Annotated in this window: 14 protein-coding genes and 1 pseudogene; 6 read left to right on the top strand and 9 right to left on the bottom strand. The window is 65.5% G+C overall.

All coding sequences use genetic code 11. The features are described from left to right. Position 1: 1 nt before the first annotated feature. From H1204_RS30525 to speB, 3 genes are all read left to right on the top strand, one after another. On the top strand, positions 2 to 718 hold the full coding sequence (locus H1204_RS30525) for an urea carboxylase-associated family protein (RefSeq protein ID WP_180734319.1): 717 nt from the start codon (positions 2 to 4) through the stop codon (positions 716 to 718). Positions 719 to 922: 204 nt separating this feature from the next. Then, positions 923 to 1,468, top strand: a complete 546-nt coding sequence (locus H1204_RS30520) for a cupin domain-containing protein (RefSeq protein ID WP_243468901.1) — start codon at positions 923 to 925, stop codon at positions 1,466 to 1,468. A 43-nt stretch (positions 1,469 to 1,511) separates the two neighbouring features. After that, positions 1,512 to 2,462, top strand: coding sequence for an agmatinase (gene speB / locus H1204_RS30515; RefSeq protein WP_180734317.1), 951 nt, complete (start codon positions 1,512 to 1,514; stop codon positions 2,460 to 2,462). Between the two features lie 15 nt (positions 2,463 to 2,477). On the opposite strand, the gene H1204_RS30510 is transcribed toward speB, so the two are convergent. From H1204_RS30510 to tauA, 3 genes are read right to left on the bottom strand one after another with little or no spacing between them, the layout of a single operon-like run. Continuing rightward, a complete protein-coding gene (locus H1204_RS30510; protein ID WP_180734316.1) occupies positions 2,478 to 3,362 on the bottom strand; it encodes an ABC transporter permease subunit in 885 nt (294 codons plus the stop codon). Further along, positions 3,362 to 4,141 carry an ATP-binding cassette domain-containing protein gene (locus tag H1204_RS30505; RefSeq protein WP_180734315.1) on the bottom strand — a complete coding sequence of 260 codons (780 nt, stop codon included), beginning with the start codon at positions 4,139 to 4,141 and terminating at the stop codon, positions 3,362 to 3,364. Before H1204_RS30505 ends, H1204_RS30510 begins: the two co-directional genes overlap by 1 nt. Next, positions 4,138 to 5,169: a taurine ABC transporter substrate-binding protein gene (tauA, locus tag H1204_RS30500; protein ID WP_180734314.1), complete on the bottom strand. Its 1,032-nt coding sequence runs from the start codon at positions 5,167 to 5,169 to the stop codon at positions 4,138 to 4,140. Before tauA ends, H1204_RS30505 begins: the two co-directional genes overlap by 4 nt. Before the next feature lie 255 nt (positions 5,170 to 5,424). Between tauA and H1204_RS30495 the strand changes: the two genes are divergently transcribed. Then, positions 5,425 to 6,765, top strand: a complete 1,341-nt coding sequence (locus H1204_RS30495; protein ID WP_180734313.1) for an LLM class flavin-dependent oxidoreductase — start codon at positions 5,425 to 5,427, stop codon at positions 6,763 to 6,765. A gap of 4 nt (positions 6,766 to 6,769) precedes the next feature. On the opposite strand, the gene H1204_RS30490 is transcribed toward H1204_RS30495, so the two are convergent. Next, on the bottom strand, positions 6,770 to 7,618 hold the full coding sequence (locus H1204_RS30490; protein WP_180734312.1) for a LysR substrate-binding domain-containing protein: 849 nt from the start codon (positions 7,616 to 7,618) through the stop codon (positions 6,770 to 6,772). A 116-nt stretch (positions 7,619 to 7,734) separates the two neighbouring features. Between H1204_RS30490 and H1204_RS30485 the strand changes: the two genes are divergently transcribed. Together H1204_RS30485 and H1204_RS30480 are read left to right on the top strand one after the other, a co-directional pair. Next, the gene (locus tag H1204_RS30485; RefSeq protein WP_180734311.1) at positions 7,735 to 8,439 is read left to right on the top strand and encodes a haloacid dehalogenase type II; all 705 of its coding nucleotides are present in this window, start codon (positions 7,735 to 7,737) and stop codon (positions 8,437 to 8,439) included. Between the two features lie 19 nt (positions 8,440 to 8,458). Then, positions 8,459 to 9,244, top strand: coding sequence for an aldolase (locus H1204_RS30480; RefSeq protein ID WP_180734310.1), 786 nt, complete (start codon positions 8,459 to 8,461; stop codon positions 9,242 to 9,244). A gap of 56 nt (positions 9,245 to 9,300) precedes the next feature. On the opposite strand, the pseudogene H1204_RS30475 reads toward H1204_RS30480, so the two are convergent. The 5 genes and pseudogenes from H1204_RS30475 to H1204_RS30465 form a co-directional block, all read right to left on the bottom strand. Beyond that, a pseudogene (locus tag H1204_RS30475) lies at positions 9,301 to 10,260 on the bottom strand (cysteine synthase A); the annotation flags it as partial. Between the two features lie 109 nt (positions 10,261 to 10,369). Further along, the gene (locus tag H1204_RS51615; RefSeq protein ID WP_243468900.1) at positions 10,370 to 12,019 is read right to left on the bottom strand and encodes an ATP-binding protein; all 1,650 of its coding nucleotides are present in this window, start codon (positions 12,017 to 12,019) and stop codon (positions 10,370 to 10,372) included. After that, positions 11,925 to 13,520 (bottom strand): transporter substrate-binding domain-containing protein, encoded by a 1,596-nt coding sequence (locus H1204_RS51610; protein WP_243468899.1) that lies wholly within the window; start codon positions 13,518 to 13,520, stop codon positions 11,925 to 11,927. Before H1204_RS51610 ends, H1204_RS51615 begins: the two co-directional genes overlap by 95 nt. Before the next feature lie 44 nt (positions 13,521 to 13,564). Beyond that, positions 13,565 to 14,137 (bottom strand): transporter substrate-binding domain-containing protein, encoded by a 573-nt coding sequence (locus tag H1204_RS51605; protein ID WP_243468898.1) that lies wholly within the window; start codon positions 14,135 to 14,137, stop codon positions 13,565 to 13,567. 377 nt (positions 14,138 to 14,514) lie between these two features. Then, on the bottom strand, positions 14,515 to 15,282 hold the full coding sequence (locus tag H1204_RS30465; protein WP_180734309.1) for a DeoR/GlpR family DNA-binding transcription regulator: 768 nt from the start codon (positions 15,280 to 15,282) through the stop codon (positions 14,515 to 14,517). Positions 15,283 to 15,314 lie beyond the last annotated feature (32 nt).

Below are 15,314 nucleotides of genomic sequence, written 5' to 3'. Positions count from 1 at the left end.
GATGAGCACGACCGCCACCCACACGCATACGCACACGCATGCCCACCCGAGTGACGACAACGGCACGGAACTCGGCCAGAACGCCACCTTGCACGAACCGATTTCCGCCGACGGCACGCCCGAGCCCGGTAAGACCTATACGGTGCCCGCGCGCAGCGGCCGCGCCGTGCGTGTCAAGGCGGGGCAAACCATCCGTATCTCGAACCCGCACGGCACCCAGGTCTGCGATACGTGGATCTTCAATGCCACGCACCTGAACGAATTCCTCTCGTTCGAACACACGCGCGCGTTTATCGACAAGATCATTCCGCAGCCGGGCGACCCGCTCATGACGAATCATCGCCGTCCGATCGCCGAACTGGTCGCCGATACATCGCCGGGCGTGCACGACACGCTGATCGCGGCCTGCGACCTGTATCGCTACAAGAATCTGGGAGTGGAGAGCTATCACGACAACTGCGCGGACAATCTGCGGCTGGCGCTGAAGGCGATCGGCCTGCGCACGCGGGAAGTGCCGCAGCCGTTCAACCTGTGGATGAACATCCCCGTCAAGCCGGATTACACGATCGACTGGCTGCCTCCCGTGTCGAAAGCGGGCGACCATGTGGACATCAAGGCCGCGATGGATTGCATCGTCGTGATGTCGGCGTGTCCGCAGGATATCATTCCCATCAACGCACTCAACCCGGTCGAAGTCGAGTTCACGGTTCTCGCCTGATACTCGCCACGCCGTTTTTTTACGCTGATCGACAGAACGCATACGGTGGCCACCAGAAAAACCCCCACGTCCAGCAATGGCGCTTCCCGCAGGCCGTCCTCACTCGCGCCGCGGCGCGCCGCGAAAACGCCACGCGCAGCCGCCACTCATTCTGCACAAGGCGCGGCAGCCGAAGGTCTTGGCACGCGGCTGCGGCACGCACGCATGGTGCAGCAGCTCACGCTGAAGGCGCTAGCGGAGCAGGCAGGCTGCTCGGAGAGTCTGTTGTCGAAAGTCGAGGGCGGCCACGCGACGCCCTCGCTTGCAACCTTGCACCGGATCGCGCTCGCGCTGGACACGAACATCGCTGCATTGGTGTCCGGTCCCGTTGCGAACGTCACGCCCGTGCAGCGCGCCAGCGAACGTCCTTCCGTGCGCTTTCCGGGCGTGCAACAAACCACAGGTCGACATGGCCGCGCAGGCGGCTCCATCATGCTGGAACGGCTCGTGGTGGCAGGCCCCGGGCAACTGCTGCAAGGCGATATTCATGTACTTGAACCGCTCGCGCGCAGCGACGAGCAGATCAGCCATGCGGGCGAAGAACTGGGCTACGTGCTCGAAGGCGAACTCGAACTCACGCTCGGCAGCGAATGCTACCGGCTGCGGGCGGGCGATTCCTTCTACTTTCCGAGCACCGAGCCGCACAGCTACCGTAATCCCGGCAATTGCATCACCCGCGTGCTGTGGATCAATACGCCACCGACCTTCTAAAGCGTGCAGTTGGCGCTGAACGAAAGTGAAACAGGAGTTCAATGTGACGGGAACCGATCTGACCCAGATGCAGCAGCCGCGCTTCGCGGGCATCCCGACTTTCATGCGTGTGCCGTTCAGCACAGACCCGAGCACCTTCGATATCGCCCTTGCGGGTGTACCCTTCGACGGCGGCGTCACGGCGCGCCCGGGTGCGCGCTTCGGTCCGCGCGAAATCCGCAACATGTCCACGATGATGCGCGGCATCCATCACGTGACGCGCTTCAATCCGTTCGACGCCTGCCGCGTCGCCGATATCGGCGACGTGCCCTTCACCGACCTCTATCATCTCGAACGCGCGCACGAGGACATCCGTCGTTTCTTCGAACCCGTGTTCCGCGCCGGCAAGCTCGCGCTGACAGCGGGCGGCGATCACTCGATCACCTACCCGATCTTCCAGGCGCTGGCGCCGCGCGAGCCGATCGCGCTGGTGCATATCGACGCGCACACGGACACCTGGGATACGTTCAAAGGCTCGAAGTTCACGCATGGCGCGCCGTTTCGCCGCGCGGTCGAAGCCGGTCTGCTCGACCCGAAGCGAACCATTCAGATCGGCATTCGCGGTGCGCAGAATTCGGACGAAGGCTGGCGCTATTCGCTCGATCACGGTATGCGCGTCGTGTTCATCGAAGAGTTCGACGCGCTCGGGCCGGCCGCTGTCGCAGCCGAAGCGCGGCGCATTGTCGGCGATGCGCCCGTTTACCTTTCGCTCGATGTCGACGGGCTCGACCCTGTCTTCACGCCGGGCACGGGCACGCCGGAAGTGGGCGGCCTCACGACCCGCGAGACGCAGGCGCTGCTGCGCGGTCTCGACGGGCTCAACTGGGTGGGCGGCGACGTGGTCGAAGTCTCGCCGCCTTACGATCCGAGCGGCAACACCGCGCTCGTCGCCGCGACGCTGATGTACGAAATACTGTGCCTGCTCGCAAAGCGCGTGAGCGACGGAAACCGGTAACACGCTGCCCGCGCGCTACTGCTTGCCCTTCCACGGCACGAGCTTGCGTTCCAGCGCGCGCATACCCAGATCGAACAGCCACGCAATCGCGCCGATCAGCACGATGCCCATCACCACGACATCGGTGCGCAGAAAGCTCGACGCATTGAGCACCATCTGTCCCAACCCCGCCGTTGCCGCGACCATCTCGGCAGCGACGAGCGTCGTCCAGCCGAAGCCGATCGCAATGCGCAGCCCTGTGAGAATCTCCGGCAACGCAGCGGGCAACACGACGTGCAGCACGACCTGCCTGAAGTTCGCGCCGAGCGACCACGCGGCGTTGATCTGCTCGACGGTCGCGCTGCGCACGCCCGCACGCGCTGCCATCGCAATGGGCGCAAAGCACGCGAGCCAGATGACGATCAGCTTCGCCGTTTCATCGATGCCGAACCAGATCACCACGAGCGGCAGATACGCGAGCGGCGGCAGCGGCCGGTAAAACTCGATAGGCGGATCGAGCAGACCGCGCGCGACGCGGCTCACGCCCATCAACACGCCGATCGGCACGGCCGTCACGCACGCGAGCCCAAACGCGCCGAACACGCGGATCGCGCTCCACATCAGGTGTTCCGATAACGGCAGCCCGCCCTGAATGCGGCCGTTCCATGCATCGGTGAATGCGCGCCAGACGGCGTCCGGCGACGGCAGAAACAGCGGCGGCACCCAGCCGAAGTGCGACGAGGCCCACCACAGCAGCAACAAGGCCGCGACGCACAGCGTGCTGAGCGTGGCGGTCGGGCCTTCGCCGGGTATGCCGCGATTAGTCTTGCGCTTACGTGTAGGCGTCGCGTCGCGATCGCCGCGCTGCGCCGCTCGCAGGCGGCCCGTTGGGCCGTGTCGCGAAGAATCGATCGAATTCATCAGGCGGCCTCCCGCACCGTCTCATGCAAGCGGCGCGTCAAACGCTCGCGCCACGCGATAAAGGCCGCCGACGACTTCACCGCGCGCGCATCGCGTGACGCCAGGTATTCGCGCGCAAACGGCAGTTCATGCACTTCCGCGACGCGCCCCGGGCCAGGCGTCATCAGCACGAGACGCGTCGCGAGGAACAATGCCTCTTCGACGCTGTGCGTGATGAAGAAAACCGTCTTGCGCGTGCGCGACCACACGTCGAGCACGAGTTCCTGAACCGTTTCGCGCGTGAGCGCATCGAGCGCGCCCATCGGCTCGTCCATCAACAACACTTGCGGGTCGCTCGCCAATGCGCGGGCGATGCCCACGCGCTGCTGCATGCCGCCCGACAGCGCGTACACCTTCGCGTTCGCATGCCGCTCCAGCCCGACGAGCGCGAGCGTGCGCCGCGCGATCTCGTGCCGCTCGTCGCGCGCGACGCCGCGAAAGCGAAGTCCGAGCGCGACGTTGTCGAGCACGTTCAGCCACGGCATCAGCGCATGCTTCTGAAATACGACGCCGCGCTCCGCGCCTGGTCCTTCGATGGGCGCATCATTCAGGCGCACCTCGCCTTCCGTGGGATCGACGAAACCCGCAATGCAATTGAGCAGCGTGGTTTTGCCGCAACCCGACGCGCCCAATGCAACGACGAATTCGCCGCTGTCGATGCGCAGATCGACGCCCGCGAGCGCGGGCGCGTCCGCACCGTCATAGGTCACACCGACGCCGCGGATTTCCAGCGCGCTCATCGCGCTGCCTGTTGCGCGAAGCGTGGGTTCACGGCGCCCGAGTAGTCGGGCAGCACGTTCTGGATCGTGCCCTGCGTCTTCAGGAACGCCGCCGTCGCCGCCAGCGATGCCGCCGCGCCCGACTGCTTGCCGCCGCCGAGCCACGCCGCTGACGCCTGTTCCGCCGGCGTCGGGAACGCGTACAGCGCGAGGCTTGCGGGCACGTCGGCGGGCGTTGCGCCCAACTCTTGCGCGACGGCCTGCACTTCCTTCGAAGCGGGCGTCCACGCCGCCTTGTGATCGCGATACTGCGCATCCGTTTCTGCGAGCACCTTGACAAGACCCGTCATGAACGCGGCGTTGTCGCGCTCGAACTGCCGCGCGGCGACGAAGCCGTCGAACGTCGCCTTGCCCGATTGCTTCGCGACTTCACCCGACGTGATCAGCACCTTGCCGTTCTGCTTGACCTTCGCGAGCACCGGGTCCCAGATGTACGTCGCGTCGATGTTGCCGCGCTGCCATGCAGCCGCGACCTCGGGCGGACGCAGGTTGAGGATCTTAACCGTCGACGGATCGACGCCCGCCTGCTGCAACGCGACGAGCGCATGGAAGTGCGACGTCGACACGAACGGCAGGCCGATGGTCTTGCCCTTCAGGTCAGTGAGCTTCGTCACGCCCGAGCCGTCGCGCGCGACGAGCGCTTCGGCGTCGTTGATGTTGTCGAGAATCCAGAACAGCGACAGGTCCACGCCTTGCGACAGCCCCGCCGCGATCGGGCTGGAGCCCGCTTCGCCGAGCTGGATCGAGCCGGACGCGAGCGCGCGGATCACGTCCGCGCCGCTGCCGAGCTTGCTGTACGTGACCTTGTAGCCGGTGGCTTTTTCGACGGCGCCCGTGACCTGCGCGTAGCGCCACGGCACGACCATGTCCTGATAGCCGATCACGACTTCGCGGGTGTCGGCGTGGGCGGGCGAGACAATCGCGGCCGACGCCACGACGAACGCGGCGGCGCGCAACGCGCGGCCGAGGATGGAGAGAGTGTGGTTCATCGGAAGGTTGCGTGCTGGTTATGGAAACTGCATGAGGCTTCCGACTATAGGCACTTCTTGCCGCCGTCGTTCGAATGTTTCGTGCGTAGCAAATCACGCCGTTGCAGCTTTGCTTTTCATGCGGAAACAGCAAGTGCCGCTGATATCGCTGCAAAGACCGGTTTGTGCAGTCGGCCAGCCGGATTTGCGCGCTTGTCGTATCGTATTTCGCGCAAGCGTCGCAATCCGCTTACCTTTTCGGCAAGGGCTTCCATCATGACCCGATCCCGTCAGTTGCATCTCGGCGCTTTCATGCGTCCCGTCAGCCTGCATACGGGCGCGTGGCGCTATCCCGGCGCTTTTCCCGACGCAAACTTCAACATCGCGCATCTGAAGCGCTTCGTGCAGACGCTCGAACGCGCGTGCTTCGACGCGTTCTTCATGGCCGATCATCTCGCGGTGCTCAACATGCCGCCCGCCGCGCTTCGGCGCAGCCACACCGTCACATCGTTCGAGCCGTTGACGCTGCTCGCCGCGCTGTCGTCGGTGACGGAGCGCATCGGGCTGATCGCCACCTCGTCGACGACTTTCGACGAGCCGTACCACGTCGCGCGCCGCTTCGCTTCGCTCGATCATCTGAGCGGCGGCCGCGCCGGGTGGAATCTCGTGACCACATCCAATCCCGATGCGGCGCTGAACTTCGGCCTCGAAGCCCATGTCGAGCATGGCGAGCGCTATCACCGCGCGCGCGAGTTTTACGACGTCGTCACGGGCCTGTGGGATAGCTGGGCCGACGACGCGTTTGTCCGCGACGTCGAAAGCGGCGTGTTTGTGGACACTGAGCGGATGCATATGCTCGGCCACAAGGGCGAGCATCTGTCGGTGCGCGGGCCGCTGAACATCGCGCGGCCGGTCCAGGGCTGGCCCGTCGTCGTGCAGGCGGGATCGTCGGAAGCAGGACGCCAGATCGCCGCCGAAACGGCCGACGCCGTGTTCACCGCGCCGCCCTCGCTCGCCGAAGGCCAGCGCTTCTACGCCGATGTGAAAAGCCGTGTCGAGCGCGCCGGCCGCGACCCGGAGCATCTGAAGATACTGCCGGGCGCTTTTGTGGTGGTCGGCGATACCGCCGATGAAGCACGCGAAAAGCGCGCGTTGCTCGATACCTTCGTGCATTACGACAGCGGTATCGCGTCGCTGTCGATCGCGCTCGGCCATGACGTGTCGCAACTCGACCCGGATTCGTTGCTCCCCGAGATTCCCGAGAGCAATGCCAGCAAGAGTTCGCGGCAACGTGTCGTCGATTGGGCGCGTCGGGACCAGTTGACCATCCGCCAGCTTGCGCAGCGGATCGGCGGTTACTCGGGGCTGGAAATGGTCGGTACGCCCGCGACCATCGCCGACCAGATGGAGCAATGGCTAGTCGAGCGCGGCTCGGATGGATTCAACGTGATGTTCCCGTATCTGCCCGGCGGTCTCGACGATTTCGCCGATAAAGTCGTGCCCGAACTGCAACGGCGCGGCATTTTCCGCCGCGCGTACGAAGGCACGACGCTGCGCGACCATCTCGGCCTGCCGCGCCCGGAGAATCGTTTCTTCGCGCGGCGCGGGGCGAGCTAGCGAGCTAGACCGATACCGCTTCGCGCAGAAAATCCACCAGCGCCGATTGCATCGCGTTCATCGAGCCACCCGCGCCGATGAGCGCGAGTTCGGTGGGCGGCAGCCTGGGCAAGTCGAAGCACACGCTATGCTCGGGCAGCACGGCCGTGGTCGGCAGCACCGTGATGCCAAGGCCGGAAGCGACGGCTGCCTGAATGCCCGTCAGGCTATGGCTGCCGAACGCGACGCGCCAGCTTCGCTGCGTATGATCGAGACTGCGGATCGCGCGCTTGCGGTACACACAGCCTTGCGGAAACAGCGCCAGCGGAATCGGCTCGCCATCTTCGGGCGGCACTTCGATCATGCGCCCGCGCACCCACACGAGCGATTCGGGCCACGACGCGAGACTCGGCCCGCCGCCCGGCTCGCGTTTGACGAGCGCAATCTCGATCTCGCCGCCCGACAGCTTGCGATGCAGATCGGCACTCATGCCCGCGACCGTTTCGAGCCGCGCTTCGGGCCGCGCCTTGACGAAACCCGACAGGATCGACGCCATGCGCTTCGCGTCGAAGTCTTCGGGCACGCCGATGCGGATCGGCGTGCGCCAGACGTCGCTCGCGAGCGCGTCCTGTGCCTCCTGCGACAGCGCGATCAGGCGGCGGGCGTATTGCGTGAGCAGTTCGCCGTGCTCTGTCGCCGTCACCTGGTTGCCTGTGCGGTCACGCATCAACAGCGTACGGCCGACCAGTTCTTCGAGGCGCCGCACCTGCTGGCTGACCGTCGACTGCGTGCGGTGTACGCGATCGCCGGCCCGTGTGAAGCTGCCTTCGTCGACGACGCACACCAACGTCTTCAGAAGTTCGAGATCGAGCATAGCGAAGGCCTCATATTTACGTTTCCACTGAGGATGCCATTTTAATTTAATTTCCCAATATGCGGCGCGAGGCATAGTCTGTGTTCCATACCGACGTCACCGGAAAGGAGCCTCTCATGTCACTTGAAAACACACTGCGCCCGTCGTGGCTGACCTTCGATTGCTACGGCACGCTGATTCAATGGGACGAAGGGCTGCTGGGCGCCGTCACCGCGATCCTCGCCGGCAAGCATGGCGCCGCCATCGATCCGCGCGAGTTCATCGCGGTCTACGACAGGCACGAGCACGCGCTGGAACAGACGCCACCGCACCGCTCCTTCCGCGAAGTCGCGGGCCACGCGCTGCGCATCGCGCTCGAAGAGTTCGACCTGCACGCTGACGACAACGACATCCGTCTGCTGACCAGCCGCATCTCCGCGATGCCGCCCTTCCCCGAAGTGACGGGCACGCTGCGCGCGCTGAAGGAAGCGGGCTACCGGATGTGCATCGTGTCGAATACCGACGACGACGTGATCGCCGGCAACGTCGTGCAGCTTGGCGGTTATATCGACCGCGTGATCACCGCGCAGCAGGCCGGCGCGTACAAACCCAACCGGCGCCTTTTCGACTATGCTCACGAACAGCTAGGCGTATCGCACGACGACGTGGTGCATATCTGCGCGAGTCCGCATCTGGATCACGCAGCGGCGCGCGATATCGGCTTTCGCTGCGTGTGGATCGACCGCGGCACCGGCCGCCAGCGCCTGCCCGACTACACGCCCGACGCCACGCTCGCGACGCTCGACAAGGTGCCACCATTGTTCGCGTCGCTCGGCTGGTGAAACGCGCAAAGGACCTGTCATGGCTCATACGCTCAACGTCAACACCTCCGCTGTCTCGCGCCGCGCTGCGCTCGATTCCGACGCGGTGCACGCGGCCCGCATCAAACTGGCTGCGTGCTTTCAGCTTGCCGCGCAGCATGGCCTCGAAGAAGGCGTGTGCAATCACTTTTCCGCCGTCGTGCCGGGACATGACGATCTGTTCTTCGTCAATCCGTATGGCTACGCGTTTTCGGAAATCACGGCATCGCGCCTGCTGATCTGCGATTTCGACGGCAACGTGATCGAGGGTGAAGGCAGCCCGGAAGCGACCGCGTTCTACATTCATGCGCAGTTGCATCGGGCCATGCCGCGCGTGAAGGCCGCGTTTCACACGCATATGCCGAACGCGACCGCGCTGTGCCTCATCGAAGGACCGCCGCTGTTGTGGCTCGGGCAAACCGCGCTGAAGTTCTACGGCCGCACAGCCGTCGACGAGCACTACAACGGCCTCGCGCTCGATACATCCGAAGGCGACCGCATCGCGGATGCAATGGGCGACGCGGACATCCTGTTCCTGAAGAACCACGGCGTGATGGTGGCGGGCGCGAGCATCGCCGAAGCCTGGGACGATCTGTACTACCTGGAGCGCGCCGCCGAAGTGCAACTCAAGGCGATGCAGAGCAACCGGCCGCTCAAGTCCGTGCCGCACGACATCGCGCAGCGCGCGTATGAGCAGATGCGGCTGGGCGACAAGGAAAGCGCGCGAGCACACCTCGACAGCGGCATACGGCGTCTGCGCGACGCAGGCAACCGCTTCGAGAATTGATCCGGTAACGCGTCTGATCGACCGTGGCCGGCATGGCGTCTTTCACGCCGCCACCAGCCCTTGTCCTTGAGCCACTCCGGATTGAACAGGCGCGCGCGATACAGTTCGCCGCGATCGCACAAAGGCGTGACGATCGTGTGGCGCGGTCCCATCTGCTTCGCGAGCGCGACAGCCGCGGCCACGTTGATTCCCGTCGATCCGCCAACGTACAGTCCCTCTTCGCGCAGCAGACGATACACCATCGACACGCATGTCTGATCGTCGATGCTGAACGCGTCGTCGATCGCCGTGCCTTCGAGGTTGGCCGTCACCCGGCTGGAGCCGATGCCCTCGGTGATCGAGCTGCCTTCGACCTTGATCTCGCCCGTTTTGACGTAGCTGAAAAGGCCGCTGCCATGCGGATCGGCGAGCACGATCCGCACGTTCGGATTCTTTTCCTTCAGGAAGCGGCTGACGCCCGCGAGGGTGCCGCCCGTGCCCGTCGCGCAGACGAACGCGTCGACCGTACCCGCCGTGTCGCGCCAGATTTCGGGGCCGGTGGTCTCGTAGTGCGCCTGCCGGTTGACGACGTTGTCGAACTGATTGGCCCAGATCGCGTTGTCCAGTTCCTGCGCGAGACGGCCCGCGATCTTCTGGTAGTTGTTCGGGTCCTTGTACGGCGCGGCGGGCACGGGCCGCACTTCCGCGCCAAGCACGCGCAGCAGTTCCATTTTCGCGGGCGACTGCGTGTCGGGAATCACGATCACGCAGCGGTAGCCGCGCGCCGCGCAGATATGCGCGAGTCCGATCCCCGTATTGCCCGCCGTGCCTTCGACCACCGTTCCGCCCGGCTTGAGCGCGCCGCGCCGTTCGGCGTCCTGGACGATGTAGAGCGCGGCGCGGTCTTTCACCGAGCCGCCCGGATTCATGAACTCCGCCTTGCCGAGTATCTCGCAGCCGGTTTCGGCGCTGAGCGCCGCGAGCCTGATGAGCGGCGTGTCGCCGATGCAGCCGATGAATCCTTTGCGTACGCTCATGTCCGCCCCTCGTTTCAGATGACCGGCAGCAAATGCGGCTGCCACATGTCGAAGGATAGGCGCCGCGCCTGACAACGCGATCGACACACCAGGCGGGCTGCGATCGCCGCTATACCTGACGCGCGACGTGATCGGTGATCTGCCGCAGCTTGTGCAGCATCTGTTCGCCCGATGCAACGTAGAGCGCGCGCTCGCCTGTCAGCACGCTCGCACGGAACGTCTGCAGTGCATGCTTCAGCGGTTCGTACCTGAGCACGGAAGCCGCGCCGTCGACGCGATGAATCCACTGCCGCAGGACAGCCGGCTCGGCCTCGCCGAGCATGCCTTCAAGTTCGTCGGCATCGGTCGTCATGGTCTGGACGATGATTTCGATCAGCTTCTCGTCGCGCCCGGTGCTGCCGAAATTCTGATTGATTGCGTCCCAGTCGAGATCGGGCAGTTCACCTGGTTCCGTCGCTGCGGCAGGTACGGCGGCCGGTCCAGCCACCTGAGGCGTGGCGCGCGGCGCGTCCACCTGCGGCGCGGGCCGTGCGTCGCTCGCGGGCGCACTGTGCCCTTGCAGGCACTGCGGCGCGAAGCGGGTGACGCACGCAAGCAGATCGCTGAGCTTGGCCGGCTTGTACAGGCACTCATCCATCCCGGCGGCCAGACACTCGTCGCGCTCTTCCCGTCCCACGCTCGCCGTCAGTCCGACGATAGACATGCGCCGCGCGTCATCCGTCCGTTCGCGCACGCGGGTTGCCAGCGTGTAGCCGTCCATCTCGGGCATGTGACAGTCGGTGATCAGCAGCGCATGGTCCGCCGACGCCATCGCCTTCAGCGCCTGCACGCCGTCTTCGACGGTGTCGCAGGTGCAGCCGAGCAGTTCCAGCTGCTGTCGCAGCAGATGGCGGTTGATCCCGTTGTCTTCGGCGATCAGGATCAGCGCGTGATCGCGCAGCGCATCGGCGCGGCTGCGCGGCGGAGCAGGCGTGAGCGCCGATGCCGCGGATTCCATCCCCAGTTCGGCGTCTCCGTGCAAGACGGCATTGCAGACGGCAGCCACGCCCTCCAGCGTGACGGGATAGACGCACAGATAGCAGATGTCCCCCATGCGGACATATCCGCCCGTCGTGATCGTTGCGGTCGTGGGAACGACGGGGACGTCCCCCACCTGCGGTTGCAACGCGGGCTTCTGCTGGGCTTGCGTAAGCGGCGGGTCCGCTGACGGACTTTCCGCTGTCAGCTGGTCGTCGATGATCAGCCGGCACTCCGCTGGCAAGCCATCCGGGGAAAGCGTTGCATTCGGATCGAGAATCGCCACCGTGCCGCCGAACGTGCGCAACGCCTGCGTCAGGCTGCACAGCACAGACGCATCGCGAACGCAAAGACCGACGGTGACGCCCGCCAGCGGATAGCTTTGAAACCCACGCTCGTTCACTTCCAGCGGCAGGCGGAACTCGACCTGGGTGCCGCGCCCCACTTCGCCTTCCATGCCGATCGTGCCGCCCAGCATCGCGACGAGCCGCCGCGAGATCGTCAAGCCGAGACCTGTACCGCCATAGCGGCGTGTCGTCGAGGCTTCAGCCTGCACGAACGGCTGGAAGAGGCGCGCCCGCTGATCCGGGCTGATGCCGATTCCCGTGTCGCTCACGCGCCAGACAATGGTTTGCTTGCCATCCTCTTCACCCGCGAGTTCGACGTCGAGCCGGATGCTGCCTTCTGAGGTGAACTTGATCGCGTTGCTGAGCAGGTTGAAGAGAATTTGCCGTAGCCGCACGCCGTCGCTCCTCCTGCGCACGCCAGAAAAACAGCGAGAACGTGCTCGCGCACAGATCGCGGATATCGACGGGGGCCCGCTCCAGCGCGATCTTGCCCGCTTCGATCTTCGAGTAGTCCAGAATGTCGTTGAGGATCTGCAGCAGCGACTCGGCTGCCTGCGAGATCAGCTTCACCTTGACCGCCTGGTCCGGGCGCAGGTTGCTGTGAGCGAGCAGTTCGATCAGTCCTATCACGGCGCTCATCGGCGTGCGTATTTCATGGCTCATCGCAGCAAGAAACTCGCTCTTGGCGCGCGACGCCTGCTGCGCCGCATCCCGCGCCTCGGCGAGTGCGACTGCATGCTGATGCTGTTCTTCGGCGTCGCTCCAGTTGCCGGTCCAGAGGAGATCGCCGTGCTCGACCCGATGCGGCACGGCGTGCAGCCGGGTCCACCGGAAGGCGCCGCGGCGCTGCACGCGAAGTTCGCGGCTCACGGGCGCCAGCGTCTGCTCGGCCTTGTACGCCTCAGTCAGAAGCTCGGCGCGGTCCTCGGGATGAACGGCTGCGAGCACCGCTCCGGGAATGGCTTGCAGTTCGGCGCTGGTCTTGCCGAACATTTCGACGGTATTGCCGCTCAGCCAGATGACCCGGGAGTCGCCATCTCTAGCCTGTCGATACTGAAACGCAGTCGCCGGCAACTTGCTGGTCACGTCGATCAGCCGCAGCTCCGCTTCCCGCCGTTCGCGCGCCTCCTTGTGCAGCACGCGGCGCGAGCGCCATAGCACCGCGATCACGGCCAGCAGCGCGAGCGCCACAGGCGCGAACCTCAGCGCGATGTCTTTCCACGACGGCCCCAGTTCGTAGTTCGCGCCGAAGTAGCGGTTCTGGATCGAGAGCCGCTCGGAGTCGGGCAACGCCGCAAGCGCGCGGTCGATGAGCGGCATCAGCCGGACGGCCAGCTTCGGCGATATGGCAAAGCCCGTCTGCAGCGAACGGCCCGCGGAGCCGATGATGCGCAGCGTGTCGCCATGCATGCGCTGCAGCATGTAGTGAACCGTGGCCAGATCGTCCACGTAGACATCGGCCTTGCCATCGGCGACCGCGTTCATGCCCGCCCCGACATCCGGCACGACGACGATGCTTGCCTGCGGTGCCGCGCCCGTCACCAGCCAGCGCAGACCGCCGCCGTCGGTGACGGCGACGCGCCTGCCGTTCAGATCGCGCAACTGGCCAAGCGCAGGCGCATCGTTACGGCCGACGGCGACAACCGGAAAGGTCGCGTATGGGCGCGATACGGGCGTGCCGCGCAACGCGGGGTCATAAAGTGTGGCGACGGCGACCAGATCGAGCGTCCCCGCTTGCAGGGCATCCACGGTAGCGGCGAAGCCCGGCTCGGGCTGGCGTACGAAACTGATTCCCAGCCGGTTCGCCAGATAGCGCAGATAGTCCTGCGCCATGCCATGCGTCTGCCCGCTGTCGTCGACATAGCTGTACGGCGGCAGCCCGCTGTCCACGCCCACGCGCAGCGGCGGCAGCGAGCGCAGCCAGGCGCGCTCCTCGTCGCTCAGATGAAACGGCGCGGACGACTCGGTTGAATCGGCCCGATAGTCATCCAGTTGCTCAGGATGCGCTGCCGGGCATACTCGGGCAGTGCGTTCAGCCGTTCGTCGACACCGTCGCGCAACGCCTGTTGCGTGCGCCGAAAGCCGAAGCGCACGCCGCTTTCCGTTTCGCGGTAGCGATTCAGTTCCGCCAGCCCGGCGAACTCCGGTTGCGACAAGATGTAGTCGCCGACGGGCAGCAACGTGATGTAGACGTCCGCCTCCTTGTGCAGCACATCGCGCAAGCCCTCCTGCAGACTGTGTGCACGCACGAAGACCGAGTCGGGGTAGCGCTCGTGCGATACCTGCTCGATGTACGAGCCTGCCTCTGCGGCAATGCGCTTGCCCGCGAGGCGTGGCGGCTCCCCGTCGTGTGCGGCATCCGACGCCCGCCCGACCACGACGAAATCGGCATCGTAGTACGGCTCGGACAGTATCAGGCAGCGCCTCGCCTCGATCGGCTTCTGCACGGCGAGCACGATGTCGACGGAGCCGGCGCAGGCTGCCGCGCTCAACGACGCGTAGTCAGGGAACACCCGGACCCGCAGTTGCGCGGAGGGTCAAGAACGGATTTGAGGATATCGAACGCGGCGCCGGACAGCTGACCGTTGTTGACGATCAGAAGCGGCGGCCAGCCGCCTTCGGGGACGCCCACTGTGAGGCTTGCAGGCTTGTGCGAGTGAGATTGCGCCTGCGCGGTGGCGTCGACCGATGCCAACGCAAGCATCACGCATAAAACCCGGCACAGTCTGATTTAGCGATGGCGGATGCTTGTCATGTCGGTCAGGGAGACGACCACCAGCGCGGACCGCGCTGGCGTCAGGTAACTGAATGCATGATAGTGCCCCGACAGGCTGTTCGGGGGCTTATTGGTCACGTTGCGCGGCGCGCGACTGACACAGGCAGATGCCGTTCAGGCCAGTTCGACGATCACTTCATCGAGCGCGCGAAACGGCGCGAGCAGCGCTTCGTCGGCCAGCGCCGAGGTGATGAGCCGCCAGTCGCGCTGCAGCGGCGTCCAGTGTTGCTGGCGCGCGCGGCCGAGCTTGTCGGAATCGGCGAGCACGATGATCTCGGCGGCGCGCGACACGATGCACTCCTTCAGATACGCCTGCTGTGCCGATGCTTCGCACAGGCCGAACCCGGCGACTACGCCGTCCGCGCCGAGAAACGCGCGGTCGACGGTCAAACGGCTGAGAATGAGTTCCGCGAGCGGCCCGAGCGTGCTCATGCTGGAGCCGCGCAGCTCGCCGCCGATCAGCGTGAGCCGCACGCCGGGCGCATTGGCGAGCGCCGTGACCGCGAGCAGATTGTTGGTGACGACATGCAGGTCTTCGCGCGTCGACAGATGCCACGCGAGTTGCGCGCAGGTCGTGCCGCCGTCGAGCAACACCGTGTCGCCGTCGCGCACGTGCAAGGCGGCCGCCTGCGCGATGAGTTCTTTTTGCTCGCGCTGCGCCGACTTGCGTTCTTCGAGCGACGCTTCCGGCTCGTGTACGCCGACCAGCGCGGTCGCGCCGCCGTAAGTGCGCACCAGACGCTTCTGCTTGGCGAGCGCCGTCAGATCACGGCGAATCGTCGCTTCCGACACGCCCAGCGCGGCGCACAACGCCTCGACGTTGGCGTCGCGCGTGCGCACGAGTTCGAGAATCGCCTGATGACGGTCGGTCGTTTTTTTCACGTCTGCGTGAATCCGGGAATGGGGCTCGATCT

This window comes from Paraburkholderia sp. PGU19 (assembly GCF_013426915.1).
In the GTDB taxonomy this organism is placed as follows: domain Bacteria; phylum Pseudomonadota; class Gammaproteobacteria; order Burkholderiales; family Burkholderiaceae; genus Paraburkholderia.
This window is presented reverse-complemented; position numbering and strand designations above follow the sequence as displayed.

Bases quoted from the DNA above. Each gene is read 5' to 3' on its own strand.
- H1204_RS30525 (WP_180734319.1), top strand. From the start codon at position 2: ATGAGCACGACCGCCACCCACACGCATACGCACACGCATGCCCACCCG.
- H1204_RS30520 (WP_243468901.1), top strand. From the start codon at position 923: ATGGTGCAGCAGCTCACGCTGAAGGCGCTAGCGGAGCAGGCAGGCTGC.
- H1204_RS30510 (WP_180734316.1), bottom strand. From the start codon at position 3,362: ATGAATTCGATCGATTCTTCGCGACACGGCCCAACGGGCCGCCTGCGA.
- H1204_RS30505 (WP_180734315.1), bottom strand. From the start codon at position 4,141: ATGAGCGCGCTGGAAATCCGCGGCGTCGGTGTGACCTATGACGGTGCG.
- tauA (WP_180734314.1), bottom strand. From the start codon at position 5,169: ATGAACCACACTCTCTCCATCCTCGGCCGCGCGTTGCGCGCCGCCGCG.
- H1204_RS30495 (WP_180734313.1), top strand. From the start codon at position 5,425: ATGACCCGATCCCGTCAGTTGCATCTCGGCGCTTTCATGCGTCCCGTC.
- H1204_RS30490 (WP_180734312.1), bottom strand. From the start codon at position 7,618: ATGCTCGATCTCGAACTTCTGAAGACGTTGGTGTGCGTCGTCGACGAA.
- H1204_RS30485 (WP_180734311.1), top strand. From the start codon at position 7,735: ATGTCACTTGAAAACACACTGCGCCCGTCGTGGCTGACCTTCGATTGC.
- H1204_RS30480 (WP_180734310.1), top strand. From the start codon at position 8,459: ATGGCTCATACGCTCAACGTCAACACCTCCGCTGTCTCGCGCCGCGCT.